This window comes from Chelatococcus sp. HY11 (assembly GCF_018398335.1).
In the GTDB taxonomy this organism is placed as follows: Bacteria; Pseudomonadota; Alphaproteobacteria; order Rhizobiales; family Beijerinckiaceae; genus Chelatococcus.
This window is the reverse complement of the sequence record NZ_JAHBRX010000001.1, coordinates 1,846,185-1,870,373: the sequence shown is the minus strand read 5'-3', so window position 1 is coordinate 1,870,373 and position 24,189 is coordinate 1,846,185. Positions and strand designations below refer to the sequence as shown.

Annotated in this window: 19 protein-coding genes; 16 read left to right on the top strand and 3 right to left on the bottom strand. The window is 64.2% G+C overall.

All coding sequences use genetic code 11. The features are described from left to right. Positions 1-15 precede the first annotated feature (15 nt). The 3 genes from KIO74_RS08665 to KIO74_RS08655 are packed head-to-tail and all read left to right on the top strand — an operon-like array spanning position 16 to position 2,670. Positions 16-732 (top strand): DUF2793 domain-containing protein, encoded by a 717-nt coding sequence (locus KIO74_RS08665; protein WP_213331626.1) that lies wholly within the window; start codon positions 16-18, stop codon positions 730-732. Positions 733-755: 23 nt separating this feature from the next. Then, positions 756-1,112 carry a hypothetical protein gene (locus KIO74_RS08660; RefSeq protein WP_213331625.1) on the top strand — a complete coding sequence of 119 codons (357 nt, stop codon included), beginning with the start codon at positions 756-758 and terminating at the stop codon, positions 1,110-1,112. A gap of 10 nt (positions 1,113-1,122) precedes the next feature. After that, entirely contained in the window at positions 1,123-2,670 is a 1,548-nt protein-coding gene (locus KIO74_RS08655) for a phage head spike fiber domain-containing protein (RefSeq protein ID WP_213331624.1), read from the top strand. Between the two features lie 46 nt (positions 2,671-2,716). On the opposite strand, the gene KIO74_RS08650 is transcribed toward KIO74_RS08655, so the two are convergent. Further along, the gene (locus KIO74_RS08650) at positions 2,717-2,896 is read right to left on the bottom strand and encodes a hypothetical protein (protein WP_213331623.1); all 180 of its coding nucleotides are present in this window, start codon (positions 2,894-2,896) and stop codon (positions 2,717-2,719) included. A gap of 99 nt (positions 2,897-2,995) precedes the next feature. Here KIO74_RS08650 and KIO74_RS08645 point away from each other — a divergent pair, with 99 nt between their 5' ends. The 13 genes from KIO74_RS08645 (at position 2,996) to KIO74_RS08585 (ending at position 19,031) form a co-directional block, all read left to right on the top strand. After that, entirely contained in the window at positions 2,996-3,757 is a 762-nt protein-coding gene (locus KIO74_RS08645; RefSeq protein ID WP_213331622.1) for a glycoside hydrolase family 108 protein, read from the top strand. 85 nt (positions 3,758-3,842) lie between these two features. Continuing rightward, the gene (locus tag KIO74_RS08640) at positions 3,843-4,328 is read left to right on the top strand and encodes a PepSY domain-containing protein (RefSeq protein ID WP_213331621.1); all 486 of its coding nucleotides are present in this window, start codon (positions 3,843-3,845) and stop codon (positions 4,326-4,328) included. Positions 4,329-4,380: 52 nt separating this feature from the next. Then, positions 4,381-5,049, top strand: coding sequence for a response regulator transcription factor (locus KIO74_RS08635; protein WP_213331620.1), 669 nt, complete (start codon positions 4,381-4,383; stop codon positions 5,047-5,049). Positions 5,050-5,239: 190 nt separating this feature from the next. Further along, on the top strand, positions 5,240-6,550 hold the full coding sequence (locus KIO74_RS08630; RefSeq protein WP_249730911.1) for a sensor histidine kinase: 1,311 nt from the start codon (positions 5,240-5,242) through the stop codon (positions 6,548-6,550). Positions 6,551-6,636: 86 nt separating this feature from the next. Next, on the top strand, positions 6,637-7,419 hold the full coding sequence (locus KIO74_RS08625; RefSeq protein WP_213331618.1) for an FkbM family methyltransferase: 783 nt from the start codon (positions 6,637-6,639) through the stop codon (positions 7,417-7,419). 139 nt (positions 7,420-7,558) lie between these two features. After that, entirely contained in the window at positions 7,559-8,662 is a 1,104-nt protein-coding gene (ccmI, locus tag KIO74_RS08620; protein ID WP_213331617.1) for a c-type cytochrome biogenesis protein CcmI, read from the top strand. A gap of 156 nt (positions 8,663-8,818) precedes the next feature. Further along, a complete protein-coding gene (ccmE, locus tag KIO74_RS08615) occupies positions 8,819-9,283 on the top strand; it encodes a cytochrome c maturation protein CcmE (protein ID WP_213331616.1) in 465 nt (154 codons plus the stop codon). Next, positions 9,280-11,256 (top strand): heme lyase CcmF/NrfE family subunit, encoded by a 1,977-nt coding sequence (locus KIO74_RS08610; protein WP_213331615.1) that lies wholly within the window; start codon positions 9,280-9,282, stop codon positions 11,254-11,256. The genes ccmE and KIO74_RS08610 overlap by 4 nt, the downstream gene beginning before the upstream one ends. Positions 11,257-11,346: 90 nt before the next feature. Beyond that, positions 11,347-11,793: a cytochrome c-type biogenesis protein gene (locus KIO74_RS08605; RefSeq protein WP_213334649.1), complete on the top strand. Its 447-nt coding sequence runs from the start codon at positions 11,347-11,349 to the stop codon at positions 11,791-11,793. Between the two features lie 199 nt (positions 11,794-11,992). After that, positions 11,993-13,591 (top strand): Do family serine endopeptidase, encoded by a 1,599-nt coding sequence (locus KIO74_RS08600; protein ID WP_502762108.1) that lies wholly within the window; start codon positions 11,993-11,995, stop codon positions 13,589-13,591. A gap of 339 nt (positions 13,592-13,930) precedes the next feature. After that, entirely contained in the window at positions 13,931-14,614 is a 684-nt protein-coding gene (locus KIO74_RS08595; protein WP_213334629.1) for a response regulator transcription factor, read from the top strand. Beyond that, positions 14,598-15,995: an ATP-binding protein gene (locus KIO74_RS08590; protein ID WP_213331614.1), complete on the top strand. Its 1,398-nt coding sequence runs from the start codon at positions 14,598-14,600 to the stop codon at positions 15,993-15,995. The genes KIO74_RS08595 and KIO74_RS08590 overlap by 17 nt, the downstream gene beginning before the upstream one ends. A 42-nt stretch (positions 15,996-16,037) precedes the next feature. Next, a complete protein-coding gene (locus KIO74_RS08585) occupies positions 16,038-19,031 on the top strand; it encodes a bifunctional [glutamine synthetase] adenylyltransferase/[glutamine synthetase]-adenylyl-L-tyrosine phosphorylase (RefSeq protein WP_213331613.1) in 2,994 nt (997 codons plus the stop codon). A 23-nt stretch (positions 19,032-19,054) separates the two neighbouring features. On the opposite strand, the gene KIO74_RS08580 is transcribed toward KIO74_RS08585, so the two are convergent. Both KIO74_RS08580 and pepN read right to left on the bottom strand, forming a co-directional pair. Beyond that, the gene (locus KIO74_RS08580; protein WP_249730910.1) at positions 19,055-21,253 is read right to left on the bottom strand and encodes a PAS domain-containing sensor histidine kinase; all 2,199 of its coding nucleotides are present in this window, start codon (positions 21,251-21,253) and stop codon (positions 19,055-19,057) included. A gap of 285 nt (positions 21,254-21,538) precedes the next feature. Continuing rightward, complete coding sequence (pepN, locus tag KIO74_RS08575) at positions 21,539-24,169, bottom strand: aminopeptidase N (RefSeq protein WP_213331611.1); 2,631 nt, start codon at positions 24,167-24,169, stop codon at positions 21,539-21,541. Positions 24,170-24,189: the final 20 nt, after the last annotated feature.

Genomic DNA, 24,189 nt, shown 5'->3' with positions numbered 1-24,189 from the left:
TTTCCGGATCCTTCCATGACTGAGACGCCCAATCTTGCGCTGCCGTTCATCGCGGCGGCGCAGGCGCAAAAACACGTCACCCACAACGAAGCCTTGTCGAGGCTCGACACGCTGGTTCAGCTGGCGGTGGAGGATCGGCATCTCGCCAGCCCACCGGCCTCGCCGGCTGATGGTGCCGCCTGGATCGTCGCGGCGTCCGCGACGGGGGCCTGGGCCGGCCACGCCCAGCAGATCGCGGCCTTCCAGGATGGCGCCTGGACCTTCCTCATCCCGCGCGTCGGCTGGCAGGCCTATGTGTGCGACGAGGATTTGCGCGTGACCTGGACCGGCGCCGCCTGGATAGCGGCAGTGGGCGGCAGCGGCATCGTGGCGAGTTCCGAGCATGGCGCGACGGGCGGCTTCGCGATCGCGGAGGAGGAGCGCGCGTTGACCGGCACCAGTGTCACCTCGGGCATCGTCATTCCCGACCGTGCGATCGTACTGGCGGTGACAGAACGTGTGATCGAGGCCGTGACAGGCGCGACATCCTTTTCAATCGGCATTGCCAGCGAGCCCACGAAATTCGGCGATCTGCTCGGCGTAGGCCTCGCTTCTGAGAACATCGGGGTGATCGGCCCCACCGCCTTCTATGCGAACACGGCGCTCCTGATCACGGCGAACGGGGGCGCGTTCACCGGCGGCAAGCTGCGCGTCTCTATCCACTATGCGCGCTTCGACGCCGCATCCTCCTGATTGTCACCTTCAGGAAAAAATCAATGAAGCCGGTATGTTATGACTTCGCGATAGTGCGCGGCAACAACCAGCCGATCACCTTCCGCTTCAAGACGAACAGGGACGGGGAGGCTGAGCCGCTCGATTTCAGCGGCGGCGAGATCGTATTGACCGTCGTCTCCCGTCTAGGCGTCCTGCGTAAATCCACCGGCGATGCCGACGGGCTGACGGTCAGCGCCCCCGCTGGTGAGGTCGTCTGGCAGCCCACCCTTGCCGAGACACGCGCAATCCCCGAAGGGCGGCGATCGAGCTACGAAGTCGAGTGGCGGCGGCCGGATGGCCAGCAACTCACCCTCCTGCGCGGCGCGATCACGGGCGTCGGCGGTCTAGGCGATGACTGATGGAGGTCCCATGTCCTGCGACGATGACGTAATCTGTGACGCCGACGGTCCGATCGCCATGGTTCCAGGGGCCGATGAGCCTTTGGTCATCGAGATTGTCGTGCCCGGGCCGCCCGGGCCAAGCGGCCCGCCGAACCAACTGTCGATCGGCAGTGTTTCCACCGGTGCGGTTGCCGCGACGATAACCGGCTTGGCGCCGAACCAAGTTCTCAACCTGACCTTGCCGGACGGAGGTGGTCCCAATACCGCCGCTGCGGCCGAACTCGGCGCTTCGCTCGCGGCCTTGCGCGCGAGCGGCGTGATACGACGACCAAGCCGCGTCATCGACTTCGCCAATGGCGTTTTTTTTCTGCGGCACAGCCTGGCAACGGCTTCATGGCCTGCGATCGTTGCCGGGCTGGGCGTGACTTTCTCCCGCGCCACACCCGCTGTCTGCTGGGGGGAGAGCGGTGACCTACAGACCGCCGGCATCGATGTTCCGCGATTTGAATATCGCTTCAACAGCGGCGGCGCGGATGGTCTTCTGCTCGAGGGCGCGCGCACGAATGCCATTCGCAACAGTCTCTTTCGCGGGACCACGCCCGGCGTGATCGGTTCTGGTGGAGCATGGCCGACAAACTGGCAGAACGGAGGCGCCAGCGGTCTCACCCGCACCATTTCCGCGCCCTTTCAGTACCGTGGAATGACTTGTATCGACGTCCGTTATCACGGCACGACGACGGATACCGGCGGCTATCCGTTGATCTTCGAGCCGACATCTGTGATTGCCGCATTGAACGGACAGAACTGGACCATGAACGCCTATCTGGCGCTCGTCGGCGGCTCGATGGCCAATGTATCAAGCTTCCGGTTCTATATTCCGCCGCAGCCATCGGGCGTCGCTGCCGCCTCCGCCTCGATCGCGCCGGAACTGACGAGCGAGTTGAAGCGCTTCGCTTTCACATTCAGCTTCGCCACGGCCATCACCCATATTCAGCCGCGCTTCGCCATGAATCACGCGGTTGGGGCGGCGATCGATTTCACCCTGCGCATTGGCCTTCCACAGCTGGAGCTGGGCACCTTCTCGTCCTCGCCGATCGCCACCGAGATTGGCGCGGTGGAACGCGGCACGGAGCGCCTGCAACGCCCCCGCGCAGTCCTCGGAACCACGAGCCGCATGCTCACGGCCCGCGCCTCCGCGGGAAAATCGGGTGATCAGGTCTTGTGGCAGGCGGACGACGGCAGCGAAGCCAACAGCCATCGGCTGCTCCGCGATGCGGCAGGCGTACTCCGCTATATCGTGACCACCGGAGGCACGCCCCAGGCGAATCTGATGCTCGGCAGCGTCGCGGATAATGCCTTGTTCAAGGTCGCGATCCGAGCCGCGCCAAATGACTTCGCGGGCTCGTTGAACGGGGCGGCGGTGGTCACCGATACCAGTGGAATTATGCCCGTGGTCACGACGGAGCGGTGGGGCGGCGGTTCGGTGACCGCCGCCGAGTGGTGGGGAGCTTTGGCGAGCGATATCGAATTCAACGCGTCGCTCGCCAACGCGGACCTTGAGGCCCTGACGCTTTAGAAGCGGCCCCCTCAAGGCGACGCGAGGCGGAAGCACCGCCTGCCTGTTACCAGCGCCGCTCGCTGAACGAGTCGGTCGCGCGCTGACGTGTCTGCACCTGCACATATTCTGGAACGCCTTCGGCGCGCTGCTGTCGACGCAGAGCCTCTCGCTGCGGGTCATTCGCGCAGCCGGCAACGGCCCAGGCAGCCACAGCGGCGCCGAGCGCCACGACGATCTTCAGCATTCTCAAACTCTCATGTTGGGCGGGGAGGCATCCTGTCTCCACTGTCCGCGCGATTGATCCATGCCCGCCGAAAGGCGGCATTTTTATGGGGAGCCGATCATGGTGGCAACCAACTTCCAAAAAGCGGTGGATCATGTGCTTGCCAGCGAGGGCGGCTATGTCGACCATCCGCAGGACCCCGGTGGTGCGACCAATCTCGGGATCACGCGGGCGACCCTCGGGCGGTTTCGTGGCCGGGAGGTCTCGAAGGCCGAGGTGCGGGCGCTGGGCCTCACCGAGGCGACAGCCATCTACCGGCAGGACTACTGGAGAGCTGTTCAGGCCGACGCCTTGCCGAGCGGCGTTGACTTTGTCGTTTTCGACTGCGCGGTGAACTCCGGGCCACGGCGGGCCATCCTCATTCTGCAGGAGGCACTTGGCATGTCCCGTGACGGATTGATCGGTCCTGTCACACTGCGCGCGGCCGGCGCCACCGAGCCGACCGCCCTGATCGAACGCTACTCCGCGCTCCGGCTCGCGTTTCTCGGCAGGCTTCCAACAGCATCCGTGTTCGGCAACGGCTGGCGCAAGCGTGTCGCGGCTGTGCAGCGCAATGCATTGGCGATGGCATCTTCGGCCGCGCCTGATCCCCTTTCATCAAAAAATGAGGAGTACGGACAAATGGGCAAACTGCGTACAATCCTGCTCAGCCGGCCGATCTGGGCCAATCTCGTGGGCCTGGCTTCGATCATGTTGTCCTTGGCTGGGCTCGATACGACAGGCCTCGACACCGCGGGCTTTTCCGATGCGCTTCTGCAGGTGATCGCTGGCGGCAGCTTCATCGCGTCCAGTGTGCTCCAGTTGCGCAGACGCAACACGTGATTGATGCAATTGCACCCAAGGGCCGAGGCATGAGATGTATAGGGGACCGATCGGTCCTATGATCCGCTGCTGATGTTGGAGTTCCATGGCCAAGTTGTCATCCGCGGCCAAATCGCCTCTCGTGCGCGACAGCTCTTTGCCCCGGGGTGGGCTTTTCCTGGTGCGCGCCATGGTCGGTAGCCTGGGTCTGCTGTCCGTCGCCGCCGTTGGTGTTCCCAGCTCTTCCCAGGCGGCGGTCCAGTGCCTGTCGGCCAAGGAAACGCGGGACGCCGTGGCGCAGAAGCTTGTGGTGTCCCCAGCGGTCGCCCTGCGCGCCGCGCGGGCATCGACGGGCGGAGGGCAGGCGGTGCAGGCGCGTCTGTGCCGAAATGACAGCAATGCCTTGATCTATCAATTTGCCATATTGCGAGCTGATGGGAAGGTGGTGCGTCTGACATTGGACGCGGTGAGCGGCAAGGTGATGCGGCGCCGGGAACATGTGGGACAGAGAAAGAACGCTAAACCGGTGAACGAGCAGCCTCCTGATTCGACAACACCCGCCGCGCCTGCGCCCGGAAAGTCGGGCCTGTGACACCGTCAAGTTGCGGATGGCGTCCCGTACGTAGAGCTTATAGGACAGAGCCGTGCGTATTCTGATCGTTGAGGATGACAGGGACATCAACCGTCAGCTGTCGGACGCGCTGACGCAGGCGGGATATGTCGTCGACAAGGCCTTCGACGGCGCCGAGGGCCAGTTCCTTGGAGAGACCGAGCCCTACGACGCGATCGTCCTCGACATGGGCTTGCCCACCGTTGACGGCATTGCCGTGCTGCAGGCCTGGCGGGCGGCGGGTCGCACGATGCCCGTTCTCATTCTCACGGCCCGCGATCGCTGGAGCGACAAGGTCCAGGGCTTCGATGCCGGCGCTGATGACTATGTCGCCAAGCCGTTTCACATGGAGGAGGTGCTGGCGCGTGTGAGAGCCCTGCTGCGGCGGGCGGCGGGGCACGCTACCAGCGAACTCGCCTGCGGACCGGTGCGCCTCGACACGCGCTCCGGGCGGGTCGTGGTTGATGGGACGGCGATCAAGCTCACCTCCCACGAGTACCGGTTGCTCGCCTATCTCATGCATCATACCGGGCGCGTCATCTCCCGCAGCGAACTCGTCGAGCATCTCTACGACCAGGATTTCGATCGTGATTCCAACACCATTGAGGTCTTCGTGGGACGTCTCAGGCGCAAGCTCGGCGTGGACGTCATCCAGACGGTCCGTGGGCTTGGTTATCTGCTGCAGCCCCCGGATACCGCATGACCTGGCGGATCTCTCCGGGGCGTGGAACGCTCAGGGGGGCGACTGAGCGCGCCTTCGAAATCGTCCCTGGTTGCCTTCATTCCGAGCGTCCCCAGCCCTTGTCCGACCCAATCTTCTGATGCGACGCAAACTCTTCTCGACGCTTCCTCCACGTTCCATCGCCACGCGCTTGCTGTGGTCCGGAGGATTGTTGAGCATTATCATTCTGGCAATCGCGGGATCCGTGCTGTCGACACTCTATCGCCAGACGACGGAAGGTGGTTTCGACGAACGCCTGAATGTTTATCTGACCGATCTCGTCTCGGATCTCGCGGTTCCCGGGCCGTTTGATCGCAAAGAGATTGCCGTCACGGCCGAGCCGCGATTTGATCTCCCCTTGTCGGGCTGGTACTGGCAGGTCGCCCGCACGGCGGGCGACGCGGAGATCCGCACATCCCGTTCGCTGTTCGGCGGGCAACTCGCAGAACTGCCCACAGTGCCTGGCGATTCGCCGGGCGCTATCCGCAAGGCCTATATCGCCGGCCCGGACGAACGCCAGCTGCGTACCATCGAGCGGGTCATTGATCTCGCGGAGGAAGGCAGCTACCGCGTGACGGTCGCCGCGCCCGCTGATGAGATCGACGCGGAGACACGACGGTTCGGGATTACCCTGGCGGTCACCTTCGTGTCCCTCGGCCTTGCGCTTGCCATCATCACACTGCTCCAGGTCCGGTTTGGCCTGCGTCCGCTCGTGCGTTTGCGGGGAGCGGTCGGGGATGTATGGCGTGGCGACGCTGCTCGCATCGAGGGAAGCTTTCCAAAAGACATCGCTCCGCTTGCCGACGAACTGAATGTGTTGATCGAAGCCAACCGAGAGATATTGGAGCGGGCTCGCACGCATGTGGGCAATCTGGCGCATGCGTTGAAAACGCCGCTCAGCGTCATCCTCAACGAGGCCGCCGCCAACGGGGGCCCACTGGCGGATACGGTACGCGTGCAGGCGGCCATCATGCGCGATCAGGTGAATTACTATCTCGATCGTGCTCGCGCCGCGGCCCTTGCTGGCGCCCTTGGATCGATCACCGAGGTCGTGCCGGTGATCGAGGGACTGCAACGCGCGCTGGAGCGGATCTATCGGCAGCGCGATATCGCCATTACCACCACCGTCCCGGCCGGTATTCGCTTTCGTGGCGAGAGGCAGGACTTCGAGGCGATGGTCGGAAATCTGATGGACAACGCCTGCAAATGGGCGGAATCGCGAGTCGAGCTCCGGGCCGAGCTGGAGGTCAGCGGCGAGCGTTCACTTCTCGTCGTGACGATCGACGACGATGGCCCTGGACTTGTCACCGAGGCGCGCTCCGAGGTTCTGCGACGTGGACGTCGGCTGGACGAGTCGAAGCCGGGCTCGGGCCTAGGCCTTGCGATCGTGGTGGAACTCGCCGGTCTTTATGATGGCTCCCTCAAGCTTGAGGATGCCCCCCTTGGTGGATTACGCGCGGTGCTGACCCTTCCGGCCACCTGACCGCGCGCGAAACGCGATAGCAATCGTGCAATTTGCGATGCTGCATCCATGGCACCCCCGTAATCTTCGCAAAATAGGGGCGTTTCATGAATAAATTGGCACTGAAAAAGCACATAAAAGCGATTGCCGTGCAGGTTCCACCTCTCCGGAGGCTTTTCCAGCAGCGCGACGAGGCAATGGTGCGCCTGGCGGAGATTGAGGCGCGACAAGCGCGGATCATACCCGATTGCGGAAAAGTGGCATTCGCCCACTGGGGCGAAGATGCCGTCATCGATTATCTGTTCCGAGATCGACCGTCAGGGCGTTATCTCGATATTGGCTGCTTCCACCCCGATTTGTACTCGAATACCCGGCTTCTCCATGCGAAGGGATGGAGCGGCGTGAATATCGATCCCAATCCCTTCATGATCGAGCAGTTCCGTGAACGCCGCCCAGACGACATAAACTTGAACATGGCTGTTGCGCGGGAGCGCGGCTGTCTTGACTTTTTCGTGTTCCACGAATGGGGGTCGAGCAATACGCTTTCTCCGGATTTCTCTGACAAGATCGCCGAAAGCCAGAAGATCCAGGTGCAACGTCGCATCCCTACAAAGGTTGTCACGCTTGCCGATGTGATGGAGGAATACTTCGCGCAAAGCGCGCCTGATTTCATGAATGTCGACGTCGAAAGCCTTGATCTGGAAGTCATTCAATCCAATGATTGGGAAAAATTCCGGCCAACGATCGTTGCGGTCGAAGATTTTGACTTCGATTTTTGCAATCCGGAGATGTCACCGATTTTTGCATTTATGAAATCGGTCGAATATAAGATGATTTCGCGGACGATCTATACCAGTTTCTTTAGCGAGCACACCTTCCGCATCGGCTGATGCAGGGCGAGGGGCGCCTGTGGCGCGGGCGTTTCTGCTGCCCATTAACAGGCTGATATTGCTGATGAAAAATCCCGCGACAGAATGTCGCCTGATCATGCCCTGAAGTCGGCCGGCATCCTGCTGTACAGAAGAGGGCATGGTGCTTTGGCTTGTCTTCGCCTTGATGATGGGCGCGGCTATTCTCGCCGTGCTCTGGCCGCTCTCGCGGCCGCTTTCCGTCGGTGGTCCATCGACGGGAGAAAAGTCGTTCGTCAAAGATCAGATCCGCGAAATTGAACGGGATGTGGCGCGGGGTTTTCTGTCCCCGGCGGAGAAGGACGTGGCGATCGCCGAAGTCGGGCGTCGCTTCCTGAAAGCCGTGGCGAACGAGCCATCCAAATCGCCGGCTCAAGGCGAATTGGCCCTTCGCCGTCGGCGCGCCGCATCGGCTGTAGCCCTGTCCATGATTCCGCTTGTCTCGCTTGCTTTCTACAGCTTGCGTGGATCTCCGCATTTGCCCGCCGCGCCGTTTTCCGACCGGATCGCGGATACTGCGCAGATGGACCTCCAGCAGGCCGTTGGACGGGTTGAGGCGCATCTTGCCAACGCGCCGGAGGATGGACGCGGCTGGACTATCCTCGCGCCGATCTACATGCGGATGGGCCGTTCGGACGACGCAGTGCGTGCCTATACGGCCTCTATTCGTCTGGAAGGTGACAACGCCGCACGCCGAGCTGGTCTGGCCGAGGCGCAGGTGATGAGCAGCGGTGGGCTCGTCACCGCGGATGCCCTTGAAAATTTCAAAGCCGCGCTGAAGCTGGAGCCCAAGCTCCCGAAAGCACGCTACTACGTCGCGCTGGCGGCTGAGCAGGATGGTCGCGTCGCTGAGGCCCTCAGCCTTTTCAGGGAGCTGCGGGGCGATGCTGGTCAGGATGACCCCTGGGCACCCATCGTCGATACGCATATCGCCAAACTGCAGCGCAATGCGCCCGCCGAGGCTATCGCTCGCTTGCCAGATGCCGAACGTGACGAGGCCATCCGGGGCATGGTCGCCGGCCTTGCGGCACGTCTGGAGGCTGACGGCGGCAGCATCGAGGATTGGGTCAGGCTTGTCCGGTCACAGATCGTGCTTGGCGCGAGGGCAGAGGCTCTGGCCGCGCTCACCAAGGCCCGGGAGCGCTTCAAGGACGACGAGGCCGCGCTGGCGCGGCTCGCTCCTCTTGCGGACGCGCTTCAGTCGTCATCGGATAAGTCGCCATGATGCCCAAGAGACGAGTCCCCGGGCGTTGGATCTCCAGACGTTGGCTCTCCTGGCGTTGGCTCCCCGAGGGGGGGATGCCGGAAGTGTGTATGCGGTGGAGGTTGCATAGCCTCTCCGCGAGTCTAAAAATTAGAGCCGCGATCCTCGTGAGTGCCAATGACCCGTAAGCAACGCCGCCTTTCCCTGATCGTTGCCGGCGGTGCGGTCATCGCCATGGCGCTGGCGCTCGTCCTGGTCGCGATGCGGGATACGATCGTATTCTTCCGTGCGCCGAGCGACATCGTGAGCATGGATATCAAGCCCGGTACGCGCCTGCGCCTTGGGGGGCTGGTAGCGGAGGGCTCCATTATGCGTGAGCCCGGGCAGCGGGTCGTTTTTGTTGTGAAGGACGCCAACCACGCCATCACCGTCAACTACACGGGTTTGCTCCCTGATCTCTTCCGTGAGGGGCAGGGCGTGGTGGCGGAGGGCGTGCTCGGCGCGGACCGGCGCTTCACGGCAGACAGCGTCCTTGCCAAGCATGATGAACGCTATATGCCCCGCGAGGTCGCCGACGCCCTGAAGCAGCAGGGGCTTTGGCAACATACGGGTGAGGCAGGTCAGGCCGGGGCGACGCAATGATAGTCGAACTCGGCCATTTCGCGCTCACGCTCGCTTTCGCGTTGTCGCTGGTGCAATTCGTCCTGCCGCTCTGGGGGGCTCTTGCTAACGACGAGCCCCTGATGAACGTCGCCGCTCCAGCGGCCCTCGGCACTTTCGTCGCGGTCGGTTTCGCTTTCCTTGCGCTCACATATGCCTACGTCACGTCGGATTTCTCCGTTCTCAACGTGGTCGAGAATTCGCACACGTTGAAGCCGATGCTCTACAAGATCACCGGTGTGTGGGGAAACCATGAAGGCTCCATGCTGCTGTGGATCTTCATCCTCGTGCTCTTCGCGGCGCTCGTCGCCATGGCCCGTCACTCGCTGCCCTTGCGCCTCAAGGCTTTGACGCTGAGTTTCCAGGCCTTGATCGCCAGTGCGTTCTTGCTTTTCCTTCTGGCCTCCTCCAATCCCTTCGCTCGGATCAGCCCGGCGCCTTTCGAGGGGCAGGATCTCAACCCGATCCTTCAGGATATCGGTCTCGCCATTCATCCGCCGCTCCTCTACATCGGCTATGTCGGCATCTCGATAACGTTCTCCTTCGCCGCCGCCGCCCTCGTGGAAGGGCGTATCGATGCGCTGTGGGCGAGGGCCGTGCGGCCCTGGACCCTGACGGCGTGGGTCTTTCTCACGCTCGGCATCGCGATGGGCTCCTACTGGGCCTATTACGAGCTCGGCTGGGGAGGCTGGTGGTTCTGGGATCCGGTCGAGAACGCGTCTTTCATGCCCTGGCTGGCCGCGACGGCGCTGCTTCACTCCACGGTCGTCATGGAGAAGCGGGATGCGTTGAAAGTCTGGACGATCCTGCTCGCGATTGTCAGCTTTTCGCTCTCGTTGCTCGGTACTTTTCTCGTCCGTTCAGGCGTGCTGACCTCCGTGCACACCTTCGCGACCGATCCCGCGCGCGGCGCCTTCATCCTCGGCATCCTCATCTTTTTCATTGGCGGCGCCTTCGCGTTGTTTGCGTGGCGTGCCCCGTTGCTGCGGCAAGGGGGGATTTTCGCGCCGGTGTCGCGCGAGGGGGCCCTCGTCCTCAACAACCTTTTCCTCGCGACAGCCTGCGCGACGGTCTTCATCGGCACGCTCTATCCGCTCGCTCTCGAGTCATTGACGGGCGAGAAGATCTCGGTCGGCGAGCCCTATTTCGAGGCGACCTTCCTGCCGATCATGCTGCCGCTGCTCTTCATCATTCCTGTTGGCCAGACACTGGCGTGGAAGCGCGGGGATCTGCTGGGAGCGGCCCAGCGGCTGATGGGGGCCTTCGCACTCGCCATCGCGGTGGCTCTGGCTGTGATCGCGATCACCGAGGGCGGCCCGGTCCTGGCCGTCGTGAGCATCGGCCTCGGCTTTTTCATCATCTTCGGCTCCCTGTCCGATACGCTCACGCGGTGCTGGCCGAAGGGCGCACAGCTCGGCGTTGTCTGGCGTCGTGCCGTTGGCCTGCCGCGCTCCGCATGGGGGACGACCCTGGCGCATGCCGGGGTTGGCGTGGTGGTGATCGGCATCGCTGCTTCGGCCTGGAGCACCGAGGACATCGCGCTGGTAAAGCCGGGCGGAACCGTCCAGACCGGTCCCTATACCCTGCGCCTGGACGGTGTGTTTCCTAGGGCCGCCAACAACTATCGCGAGGACGTCGCGCGTTTCACGCTTTCGCGTCACGGTCGCGATCTCGGCACCATGGAGGCGTCCAAGCGCCTTTATACGACGCGCGGCATGCCGACGACCGAGGCTGGTATCAGGACGATCGGTCTTGGACAGCTCTATGTGAGCCTCGGCGACAATGAAGCCGAAGGAGCCATTGGCCTGCGGGCCTATTGGAAGCCTTATGTGACCTTGATCTGGCTCGGTTCTATCATCATGGCCGCAGGCGGGGCGTTGTCCCTGACCGATCGGCGCATCCGTGTCGGCGTTCCACGCCGCCGCCTGGATGTCGCTGCCGTGCCCGCGGAGTAGGGGATGCGCGGCCTCTTGCTTGCAGCCCCTATCACTGTCTCTGGCCCGCGCGACCGGGCGCGGCGTGGGGGGGCTGCCTTTGGTGTCCTGATGGCTCTCCTCGTATTCCTGGCGGGGGGGCTTTCGGTGGGGCGCGCCGTCGAGTTTGACGAGATCTTGCCGGACAAGGCCATGGAAGCGCGGGCACGCGCGATCTCGTCCGGCCTGCGCTGTCTTGTCTGCCAGAATCAGTCCATCGATGATTCGAATGCGCCGCTTGCACGTGACCTGCGTATTCTCGTCCGTGAGCGTCTGAAGGCGGGGGACAGCGACGAGCAGGTCAGGACCTTCCTGGTCGCGCGCTACGGAGAGTTCGTGCTGCTCAGGCCGCCGGTGACGACGACGACGGTGCTGCTCTGGGGCGCACCGTTTCTCATCCTTGGCTGTGGAGCTATCGCCATCGCGCTTGGCGTCAGACGTCGACGCCGGCAGGCTCTCGCCGTTCCCCTGAGTGACGAGGAGAAAGCGCGGCTGGAGGCTGCACTCGGCGCCGATTGAGGCGTTTAGGCGGTGGAAAGGCTTGCGCTTTTTGCCTGTCCGATGGGCGCGTGAATCTTACGAAGAATTCATGGGTTTGAGAGGGTGCTGTAATCGGGGGTTTGTCATTGTCTGTAGCGAAGAGGGGCGCGATATCCGCGTCCCCGCACCGGAACCCTGGGGGATTGGGCCTGGTGCGAGCGTGACTGGAAAGACGATGATGATGGACAAGAATTCGCAGAGCCCTGCCACGCCGCGGTCGAACCTCCGCAAGTCGAGCCCGCGCAAGTCGCTGTTGCTGGGCGCGGTTGCGCTGGCGGCCTTGGGCACGGCGGGTGTGCTGCAGGGTCTGGTGGCCCCGCCCTATGGGCCGGCCTATGCGCAGCAGATCGCGCCGGCGCCGGCGGTGACGGTGCCCGGCCAGGCCTCCTTCGCCGATCTCGTCGACCGGGTGAAGCCGGCTGTCGTGTCGGTGCAGGTGAAGGTGGCGATCGACAATGTCCGCGATGACGGCGGCATGCAGCGCTTCGGCGGCCAGGGCGGTGAACAGTTCGGTGGTCCCGGCATGGGTCCTGGCATGGGTCCTGGCATGGGTGGCCCCAACAACCCCTTCGAGCAGTTCTTCCGCCGCTTCGGTGGCGAGGGCGGGCCGCAGGGCGGCCAGCGCCAGCAGCCGCGCCGCTTCGGCGAGGCGCAGGGCTCGGGCTTCTTCATCAGCCAGGACGGCTATGTCGTCACCAACAACCATGTGGTTGAGAAGGGCAGCGAGATCCAGGTGAAGATGGATGACGGGCGCAGCTTGTCGGCCAAGGTGATCGGCACCGATCCGAAGACGGATCTGGCGCTCCTGAAGGTCGACGAGGCGGGTCCGTTCCCCTATGTGCCGCTGGCGGGGGTTGCTCCGCGGGTCGGCGACTGGGTGGTGGCGGTCGGCAATCCCTTCGGGCTTGGCGGCACGGTGACGGCGGGTATCGTCTCGGCGCGTGGCCGTGACATCGGGGCCGGTCCCTATGACGACTTCATCCAGGTCGACGCGCCGATCAACAAGGGCAATTCCGGTGGCCCGACCTTCAACCTGTCCGGCCAGGTGGTGGGCGTCAACACGGCGATCGCCTCGCCGTCGGGCGGCAATGTCGGCATCGCCTTCGCCATCCCGTCCGAGACGGTGCAGTCGGTGGTGCAGCAGCTGAAGGACAAGGGCGCGGTGAGCCGCGGCTATATCGGCGTGCAGATCCAGCCGGTGACGGCGGATATCGCGGCGGGCCTCGGGCTGGACAAGGCGGAAGGGGCGATCGTGGCGCGCGTCGAGGACAATGGTCCGGCGGCCAAGGCGGGCCTGAAGACGGGCGATGCGATCGTGGCGCTCGATGGCAAGACGGTCAGTGACGCGCGCGCCCTGTCGCGGGAGATCGCCGGCCATGCGCCGGGCTCCAAGCTCGACCTGACGGTGTGGCGCGACGGCAAGACGCAGAAGATCGCGCTGACGCTGGCGACGATGCCGGGTGAGAAGACGGCGGCGCTGGGCGAGGAGCAGGGCGCCGGCCAGGCCAAGCTCGGGCTGCAACTGGCGCCCGCGGCCAGCGTCGGCGGTGCCGGCCAGGACGGCGTGGTGGTGATGGGCGTCCAGCCCGGCTCGCCCGCCGAGGAGCGGGGCCTGAAGACCGGCGACGTCATCGTCGAGGCCTCGGGCCGCAAGGTCGAGCGGCCGGCCGACATCACCAAGGTGATCGCCGACGTCAAGAAGGAAGGCCGCAAGGCGGTGCTGTTCCGCCTGAAGACCGAGGACGGCTCACGCTTCGTCGCCCTGCCGGTGGCGTAAGGCTTGACGGGGGAGGACGGCGCGCCGCGCAGGCGGCGTGTCGGCCCCCTTCGCCACGCCCGAAATCCCGCCAGCCGCGAAACCCGGCCTGACCGCCGGAGACGGCGCGGCCCGTGACGGTGCGGGTCCCGGCGACAGGCGGCCAGTCCACACCCACACCCTATCCCCGGAGAGCCGGACCCCTGCCGGGGACCGTGACCGCGTACCGGCTCTCCACAACGCGGCAGGCCGGCAGCCATCAGCCAGCCTGCCGCTCTTCTTGTGAATGCGTGGCGCGAAGAGGCGAAAATGCAGATATTTCCGCTCCCTAAACACGACTCTTCGCCTACACTCGACTTCATGCGGATTCTCGTTATCGAAGATGATCAGGAAGCGGCCGCCTATCTCGCGAAGGCGCTGCGCGAAGCCGGCCACGTCGCGGACCTCGCGCCGGACGGGCTGGAAGGCTATGCCCTCGCCCGCGAGGGTGGCTACGACGTGCTCATCGTCGACCGCATGTTGCCGAAGCTTGATGGCCTGTCGGTGATCAGATCGCTGCGTGAGCAGCATGTCGACACGCCGGTTCTCATCCTCTCGGCGCTGGGACAGGTCGATGATCGCGTCAAGGGCCTCAGGGCCGGTGGCGATGACTACCTGCCGAAGCCTTACTCCTTTTCCGAGCTTCTCGCGCGTATCGAGGTCTTGTCCCGCCGCCGCGCGGCGCCGACTGGCGAGGCGACGACCTATCGGGTCGGGGATCTCGAACTCGACCGTCTGTCACATCGGGTCACGCGGTCCGGCCAGGAAATCGTCCTGCAGCCGCGCGAGTTTCGCCTGCTTGAATATCTGATGCGCCATTCGGGGCAGGTGGTGACGCGCACCATGCTGCTCGAGAATGTCTGGGACTACCATTTCGATCCGCAGACCAATGTCATCGACGTGCATGTCTCGCGCCTGCGCTCCAAGATCGACAAAGGCCACGAGCGCCCGCTGATCCAGACCATCCGGGGTGCGGGATACATGGTTCGTGACAGCGCTCACTAAGCTATTCCGCGCAACGGCGTTCCGGCTCTCCGTCGCCTATCTTCTCGTCTTCGCGCTCTTCGCGGGCTTCATCCTGGGCTACGTGGCGTGGAACGCGCGCCAGGTCCTCGACGACCAGATCCAAGGCACCATCGAGGCCGAGATCACCGGGCTCGCCGAACAGTATCGCCTCGGCGGCATCCGTCGCCTCGTCGGCGTCATCGACCGCCGCACACGCGAGCCGAGCGCCTCCCTTTATCTCGTCACCACCAATGCCGGCGAGCGCCTGGCGGGCAATGTCGGCAGCCTGCCGGCAGGCGTGCTGGACGATCCGGGCGTCCGCGAGACGGACTATCGCCAGAGCGACGAACCAGACGCGCAAGTCCGCCGTGCCCTCGTGCGTGTCTTCATTCTGCCTGGCGGCTTCAGGCTGCTCGTTGGCCGCGATGTCGAGGAACGGGAGCGGCTCGGCGCTGTCATCCGGCAGGCGCTCGGCCTGTCACTCGGCCTCGTCACGATACTCGCCTGTCTCGGTGGCTGGTTCGTCACGAGGCGTGTGCTGAAACGCGTCGATGCCATGACGGAAACGACGCGCACAATCATGGCTGGAGACTTGGATGGGCGGCTGGCAGTCAGCGGCAATGGCGATGAGCTTGATCGCCTGGCGACCAATCTCAATGCCATGCTGGACCGTATCGGCGAACTCATGTCGGGCATGAAGGAGGTCTCGGACAACATCGCCCATGACCTCAAAACGCCCCTGACCCGGCTGCGCAACCGCGCGGAAGAGGCGTTGCGCACGGCCAAGACACCCGAGGACTATGCCCGCGCGTTGGAGGGCACCATCGATGAATCGGACAATCTCATCCGGGTCTTCAATGCGCTTCTGATGATCGCGCGCCTGGAGGCCGGGAATGCCGCGGCGACGATGGCGGATTTCGATCTCAGCGAAGTGGCCCACAGTGTCGCGGAACTTTACGACGCCGTCGCGGACGAGGCATCGATTCCCCTTGAGGTTGATATCGAGCCGGACCTGTCTCTGCACGGCAACCGCGAACTGGTTGGCCAAGCCTTGGCCAATCTTCTCGACAACGCCCTTAAATACGGTGTGGCAGCGGACGATGCGGCGGGCACGCCGCCCTCAATCACCATCGCCGCCCGACGTCAGGGCGATCACGTCGAGATCGCGGTCGCCGACCATGGTCCGGGCATTCCCGAAAGTGCGCGCGGGCATGTGCTGGAGCGTTTCGCCCGGTTGGAGGCCGCGCGATCGCGGCCCGGATTTGGTCTCGGACTCAGCCTCGTTGCCGCCGTCGCGCGCCTGCATGGTGGCGAATTACGGCTTGAGGACAATTCTCCCGGCTTGAAAGCCGTGCTAGCTCTGCCTGCCAAGGCTCCCTGAAAAGGGCGCTGAGATGGGTAGGCATTGCCGGGGATCGAGAGAATGGCCAAGCGCGGGCAGAGCGGGGAAACGGCGGAAGGGCTGGCGGCGATGCTCGCGCCCGGGCGGATACCTTTTGACGCCGAGGCCGCCGGGCGTCGCCTTGATGATCTCATCGCGGACGTGGCGCGGCATGTCCCCTCGCTTCAACTCGCCGAGCGCCTGACACAATGGCCCAGCGCCCGCGACATGCTGCTGGCGCTCGCCGACCATTCCTCCTTCCTCTGGTCTCTCGCCACGGCTGATCCGGCGAGGCTGCTCGGCCTCCTCAACGACGATCCGGAGACCCGCCGGCAGCGCATCCTGGCGGAGGTCAGCACATGCTGGCAGGACGCGGAGGATCAGGCGGCGCTTATGAAGCGTCTGCGTCACCTGCGCGGCGAGCATGCCTTGCTGGTGGCCTTGGCGGATTGCGGTGGCCTCTGGCCGCTCGAACTGACGACGGGGGCACTCACAGACTTCGCCGACGCGGCCGTCGGCACCGCGGTGCGCTTTCTGCTGAAGGAGGCGACGGTTGCCGGTCGCTTTGCGCCGGTCGATCCCCAGCATCCGGAGAAGGACTGCGGCGTCGTCATCCTGGCTCTGGGCAAGCATGGCGCGGGCGAGCTCAACTACTCCAGCGACATCGATCTGGTCGTTTTCTACGATCCCGACAACGTCCCCGTGGCGGGTCGCGCCGAGCCGCCGTCCTTCGCCATCAAGCTGGCGCAGGGCCTCGTGAAGCTCCTGCAGGAGCGCACGGGAGATGGTTATGTCTTCCGGGTCGACCTGCGGCTTCGCCCTGATCCGGGCTCAACCGCCGTTGCTGTCTCCCTTCCTTCTGCCTTCACCTATTACGAAACAGTCGGCCAGAACTGGGAAAGGGCTGCTTTCATCAAAGCCCGCGCGATCGCGGGTGACATCGCGCGCGGCGAGCGCTTCCTCGCGGATCTCACACCGTTCATCTGGCGGAAATATTTCGATTTCGCCGCGATTGCCGACATCCATGCCATGAAGCGGCAGATCCACGCGGCGCGTGGTCACGAGGCGATCGCCGTCGCGGGCCACGACATCAAGCTCGGGCGTGGCGGGATCCGTGAGATCGAATTCTTCGTGCAGACGCAGCAGCTTGTGTTCGGCGGACGGCGCCCGGCGTTGCGGGGCAGGCGCACGTTGGAGATGCTCGACGCGCTCGTGACCGAGGGATGGATCACGGCGCAGGCGCGCGATGATCTTGCCGCGGCTTACCGCTTCCTGCGCATGGTTGAACATCGCCTGCAGATGGTTGCCGACGAGCAGACCCAGCGCCTGCCGCGCGAAGCCGGCGATCTCAACGATTTCGCCAGGTTCTGTGGTTTCCAAGATGAAGCGGCTTTCGCAGATGCGCTCACCCATGAGGCGCAGGCGGTGCAAAAGCACTACGCGCTCCTGTTCGAGGAGGCGCCAGAGCTGGCGAGCGATGTCGGGAGCCTGGTCTTTACCGGCACAAGCGATGATCCAGAGACCCTGGAGACCTTGCGCGCGCTTGGCTTCCAGGATCCATCACGTGTTGCCGAAACGATCCGCGGCTGGCATTTCGGGCGCCGCCCTGCCGTGCGCACCGCTCGCGCGCGCGAGGTGCTCACCGAGCTGACGCCGGCACTCCTGACCGCGCTTGGTCGCAGTGCCGATCCAGATGCCGCGCTCGCGGCGTTGGATCAGGCCTTCGGGCATATGCTGGCGGCCGTCGAACTGCTCTCCATGCTGCGCTCCAGCGAGCGGCTCCTGACGCTGTTCGCGGATCTTCTCGGCAGCGCGCCGCGGCTTGCCGATGTCGTCGCATCAAGCCCGCACGTGCTCGACGCGGTGATTGATCCGGCCTTCCTGGACCCCACCCGTAGCGAAGAATCAACGGAAGCGCGCCTCAGGGGGCTCGTTGGCGAGGCCGCGTCTTTCGAGGATTTCCTCGACCGGATTCGCGGCGCCGCGCGCCAGGAAAATTTTCTCGTCGGAGCGCAGTTCCTCACCGGCATTTTGTCGCCGAAGGCTGTCGGCGAGGCCTATTCCGCCGTTGCGCAGGCGGTCGTCCGCCTCTGCCTCTCGGCCGTCGAGACGGAATTCGCCGCGCAGCACGGTCGCGTGCCGGGTGGGCGCGCCGCGGTGTTCGGGTTCGGCCGCCTTGGTTCGCGCGAGATGACGGCGACCTCCGATCTCGACCTCGTCGTGCTCTATGATTTCGACCAGGACAACAGCCGTAGCGATGGCGAGCGGCCGCTTGAGGCGCTCGTCTACTACACGCGCCTGACCCAGCGGCTCGTGAGTGCGCTCACCGTGCCGACGCGGCGTGGCCGCCTCTTTGAGGTGGACATGCGGTTACGGCCGTCAGGCAACAAGGGGCCGGTCGCAACGCAATTCCGCAGCTTCCTCGCTTATCATGCCGATGGTGAGGCCGAGACATGGGAGCGCATGGCTTTGACGCGCGCCCGCCCCATTGCGGGTGACCCGGGTCTTGCCGAAGACGCGGCGGCGGCGATGCAGTCCATCTTGCGGACTAAGCGCGACGCCGCTGCGGTGGCCCATGACGTTGCGTCCATGCGTCATCTCATCGCCACCGAGAAGGGCGACACCGGGCCGTGGGATCTCAAGATGGCTCCAGGCGGAATGGTCGACCTCGAGTTCATCGCCCAATATCTCGTTCTCGCCTATGCTCACGCCAATCCCGCGATCAGCGGGCTCGTCGGGACCGGAGAGGTGCTGGCCTTCGCGGCACGCAACGGCCTCGTCGCGCCGGAACAGGGAGAGGACCTGCGCGCGTCCTACGTCCTGCTCTCGGATGTCTTTCAATGGCAGCGGCTGACTGTCGACGGCCCCTTCGATGTCAAGGCGGTGGCGCCTTCCGTGGTGAAGCGGATCGCGACCGCCATCGGCGTGCCGGATGTGAAAGTATTGGCGAGTGACCTCAAGGATACGCGGTCCCGCGTGCGCCACAGTTTCGAGCAGGTCATCGGACCTATCGGGAAGGTCGCTCGAAAGACGTGAGGGGGGAGGGGCGGGCGACCGCGTCAAGCGGCGCGACGGCGCATCTGTTCCAGCGGGAGATGGACCAGCACGATCGTGCCGGCGCCGACGCTTGAGCGGATCTTGAGCGAGCCGCCATGCAGCTCCGCCAGCGACCGCGCGATGGCGAGGCCTAGCCCCGATCCCTTGTAGGTCTTGGACATCTCAGTCTCGACCTGCTCGAAGGGGCGGCCCAGCTTCTTCACGGCTTCGCCGGGAATGCCGATGCCGTTGTCCTCGATATAGATGTTCAACGACTCGGCGGCGAGGCGGGCCCGGACCGATACGCGCCCTCCGTCCGGCGTGAATTTCACGGCGTTGCGCAGGATGTTGACCAGCATCTGCTGCATGGCGCGCCGATCGGCCTGCAGGCCAACACCAGGTAGCGCCTCAACCTCAAGCGTTATGTCCTTGGTTTCGGCGTCTTTGCTCACCGCTTGTGCGGCGTCGGCAAGAATGTCGTCGACCGTCAGGGCTTCCTTGTCGAGGCGCACGCGGCCCGCCTCGATGCGCGACATGTCGAGGATATCGGTGATCACGCTCAGGAGGTATTGGCCACTGTGGCGGATATCCCGGCAGTACTCGTTGTACTTCTGGCTTCCCAGGGCGCCGAAGATGCCGCTTTCCATGACCTCCGAGAAGCCGATGATGGCATTAAGCGGCGTCCTGAGTTCATGGCTCATGTTGGCCAGGAATTCCGATTTGGCGCGATTGGCGCTCTCGGCGGCCGCTTTCTGTTCGAGATAGCGCTCCGCCAGGTCCGCGAGCTGAGTGGCCTGGGCCTCGAGCTTGTGGCGCGAGCGACGGAGATCCGAGACGGTCAGGAGCAGGCGGCGCTCAGAATCGATCAGCTGCTCTTCGTGGCGCTTCAGGTCGGTAATATCGGTGCCGACGGAGACGTAGCCCCCGTCCTTCGTGCGACGCTCGTTGATCCTGAGCCATCGTCCGTCTCCGAGCTCTGCCTCGAACGATCGGGCGCCAATCTTGGGCGTGTCATGGGCGACGGGATGGGTGGCGACAAGCGGCGCATCGCTCGCAGCCATGAGATCCTGATAGGCCATGCCGGTGATGACGGCATCGGGGGAGAGGTCACGCAATCTCTGGAATTTTGAATTGCACATCACGAGCCGATTGTCGGCATCCCAGAGAACGAAGGCCTCGGAGATCGTCTCGATCGCGTCCCGGAGGCGCATGTCGGCGGTCGCGGTGCGCTCGGCGAGACGCTTCTGCTCCGTGATGTCCATAGCGATGCCGACGAGATGCGGGCCTTCGCCTTCCTCGCCCTCGACGATCTCGGCGCGCGCCTTGATCCAGACCCAGTCGCCAGTCGCGTTGCAGATGCGGAAATCATGGTCGATCGCGCTGGCCTGAGAGGAGGCAAGCAGGTCGGCCATGCCGTAGAGGTCCGTGTCGTCCGGGTGCACCAGCCGGTTCACCTCGCCGAACGAGAGGAATTCGTTCCGGCGCTCGTAGCCGAGCATGGCGTACATCGAGTCCGACCAGTAGAGCCGGCCCCTCGCGATATCCCAATCCCACAGGCCACATCGCCCGCGGTTGAGCGCGGCGTCGACACGGTCCTTCACGCGGTCGCAGACCTCGTCGGCGGCACGCGCTCGTTCCGCCTGCATGAAATAGGCGAGGGCGATCGAGATGAGCACGAATGCCGCGGCTGCCAGCAGCGTGGCTTGCCCATAGAGCCGCGACTTCCATCCGGCCAGTACGCCGCTCATGGGCTGAACCACGACGATTTGCCCGAGCCCGGGCAGGCTACGGGCTGTGGCGAGCGCATCCTGTCCATCGGGAAGCGTGATCTGCATCACGCCGGCACGGTCGGTGAAGGTCGTGAGCGGCTGGCCAGGACCAAGGATGTCGATAAGCGAAGCTTTTTGGCCTAACTCGACATGGGACGCCGCGACGATGCTTCCGTCCTTGTTGGCAACGAGGATGTTGCGCTGGTCATCGGTTGCGGCATCCGGCAAGGCGTTGGCAAGTATGCCCACGGCCGTCTCACCAAGGCGGGTTACATCAGGCGTCCGCTGGACGACGAAGCTTTCCGTCAGGGCGGCGATAAGCGCGATGTTCTGGGTCGCGTCCTGAACGGCGTCACGGCGCGCATCAAGCGCCTGGAGAATGGCGCCAGCGATCAAGGAAGTGAGAAAGATACCGAGAAGGGCAGGCACCGCGAGGCGTAGCCAGGGTTCCATCCTGGCCAGGCGCCTGTAGGCGGGATTAGCAATTGAACGTGCTATCCCTAGTATCGTGCCCGCGCGTGCAGGCACGCACGTCGCGTCGATACGCGCCATGCCTCACCCTTTCGGAATCCAATCGTCGCTTCGGTTCGACGTGCCGCATCTCTCCGAATCACGCCTATCTGAATCCTCTCTGAGCAATTTGTCCAGAGGTTGATGAAGTGTTGATAGATTTAAACAAAAGCCCGGAGCGGTGCCCCGGGCCTAAGTGCTCAACGTGATGCGCAGGAGGGAACCGTTCTAGTCGAGTGAACGCCCGGCGATATCGGATACATCGGGGGATAGACCTTGGGTCGCGGCGACACGCCGAAGCGCCGCTTCCGCCTTGCCACGACGCACAGGCTCGAGGATCCGCCAGGTCCGGAAGGCGGTCAGAAGACGCGCGGCGATTTGCGGGTTCCGCGGGTCCAGCGCCAGCACCGTGTCCGCGATAAGGTCATAGCCGCGGCCGTCATCACGGTTGAACTGTGTCGCATTCGTCATTGCGAAGCTACCGTAGAGCGACCGGACGCGATTGGGATTGCCCATCGAGAAAGCTGGGTGGCGGGCAAGCTCGGCGATGCGATCGAGGATAGCCTCTTCGGGGATTCCGGCCTGCAGCGCAAACCATTTATCGAGGACAAGCGGATTATCCCGATAGCGTGAAGCGAAAGCGGCCAGTGCTTCCTCGCGGGCCTGTCCGGGGATCAGGGCAAGGACAGCGAGGGCGCCGAACCGCTCGGTCATATTATCGGCCTGATCAAACTGCGCAGCTGCCAGGGTTTCGCCTTCGGCTGGCGCGCCGCCGGCGAGAAGGTCGAGCGCCGTGTTGCGCAAGGAACGTCTCCCGGCGCTGGCCGCATCGGGGCTATAGGCGTCAGCCGACCGCAACGCGGCATGGAGCGACTTGAGGCGGGGCGCGAGCTCGGCGCCCAACGCCCGCTTCACAGCGAGCCGCGCTTCATGGATCGCTGTCGGGTTGATATCGCGGCCGATCTCGCGGGCGATGTCGGCCTCGCTTGGAAGCGCGAGGACCTGTGCGGCGAAGGCGGGATCATTCGTAGCGTACCGGTCCAGAAAATGCCCTAGCCCCTCGCCGAAGGCTGCCCCGACACGCTCGCCCCGCATCATCGCCCGGATGTGGCGGGTCGCCAGCGTCTGGCCAGCCTGCCACTGATTGAACGGGTCACTGTCGTGGCGGAAGAGAACCAAGAGCTCATCATCGCTGAGGGTGGCCTCGAGCCGTGCAGGCGCCGAGAACCCTCGCAAGAGCGAGGGCACGGGCTGTTCCGGGAGCCCGGTGAAGGTGATCGTCGCGGCGTCCGTGTCGAGCACAAACAGCCCGTCATCCACGGAGGCCTCGTTCGTGGTCACCATCGGCAGCGCTTCGCCGGACACGCCGACGAGGCCGAGAGCGATCGGAATAACCATCGGCTTCTTGATCGGCTGGCCGGGCGTGGGCGGCGTGCTCTGTCGCAGGGTGAGACGGTAAGTACCGCTCGCTGCCTCATACTCCCCCGATGCCGTGACGACCGGAGTACCGGCCTGTTCGTACCATTGCGCGAAATGCGCGAGGTCTTGGCCGCTGGCTTCGGCGAAGCAGCTGAGAAAATCCTCGATTGTGGCGGCCGTCCCGTCGAAGCGCTCGAAATACAGGTCCATGCCGCGTCGAAAAGCGGGGGCGCCGATCAAGCCACGCAACATGCGGACGATCTCCGCGCCCTTCTCATAGACGGTGGCGGTATAGAAATTATTGATTTCGCGATAGGTTCTCGGGCGAACGGGATGGCTGAGCGGCCCGGAATCCTCGGCGAACTGCTGGGTGCGCAGGGTGCGGACATCCGCGATGCGCTTGACAGGGCGAGAACGCTCGTCCGACGAGAATTCCTGATCGCGGAAGACGGTCAGCCCTTCCTTCAGGCAGAGCTGGAACCAGTCCCGACAGGTGATGCGATTACCGGTCCAGTTGTGGAAATATTCGTGGGCGATGACGGTTTCGATGCCGGCATAGTCGGCATCGGTCGCCGTATCGCTGCTCGCCAGCACGTATTTGTCGTTGAAGATATTGAGGCCCTTGTTCTCCATCGCGCCCATGTTGAAATCGGAAACGGCGACCACATTGAACACGTCGAGATCGTATTCCCGGCCGAAGGCTGTCTCGTCCCACCGCATGGAGCGCTTGAGGGCATCAAGCGCGTAGGCCGCCCGATCGCGCTTGCCCGCCTCGACATGGATGGCGATCTCGACCTTGCGGCCACTGGCCGTCACGAAATCCTCGGCGACAGTATCCAGCGTGCCGCCGACCAGCGCGAAGAGATAGGCGGGTTTGGGGTGCGGGTCATGCCAGACGGCATAGTGACGGCTGCCGCCCGGGATGTCGCCGCTCTCCACGAGATTGCCGTTGGCGAGAAGGAGGGGCGCGTCGTCGCGTTCGGCCTCCAGGCGCGTTGTGTAGACCGAGAGGACATCCGGACGGTCCAGGAAATAGGTGATCCGGCGGAAGCCGTCGGCCTCGCATTGCGTGCAGTAATTGCCGCCAGACCGGTAGAGCCCCATGAGCTTGGTGTTCGCGGATGGGTTCACCACGGTCTCGACGGTGAGGTTGAAGCTCGCGGGCAAGGGGCCGCGAATAGTCAAGCCCTGGGGGTCGGCCAGGTAGAGTTCCGTCGCGAGCGGCGTGCCATCAAGTGCGATGGAGTGGAGTGTTAGCTCATCGCCTTGCAAGACGAGAGGCGCATCGGCGCGCCCGTCGGGATTACGGCGTAAGGACAGTTCCGCGCGGACCATCGTCGCGGTCGGGTCGAGAATGACATCGAGCGCGACCGTATCGATGAGAAAATCGGTGGGGCGATAGTCTTCCAGGCGAACGATCGGAGCGGTCTCGGTGCGCATGTCGTTTCTCGAATGATCTA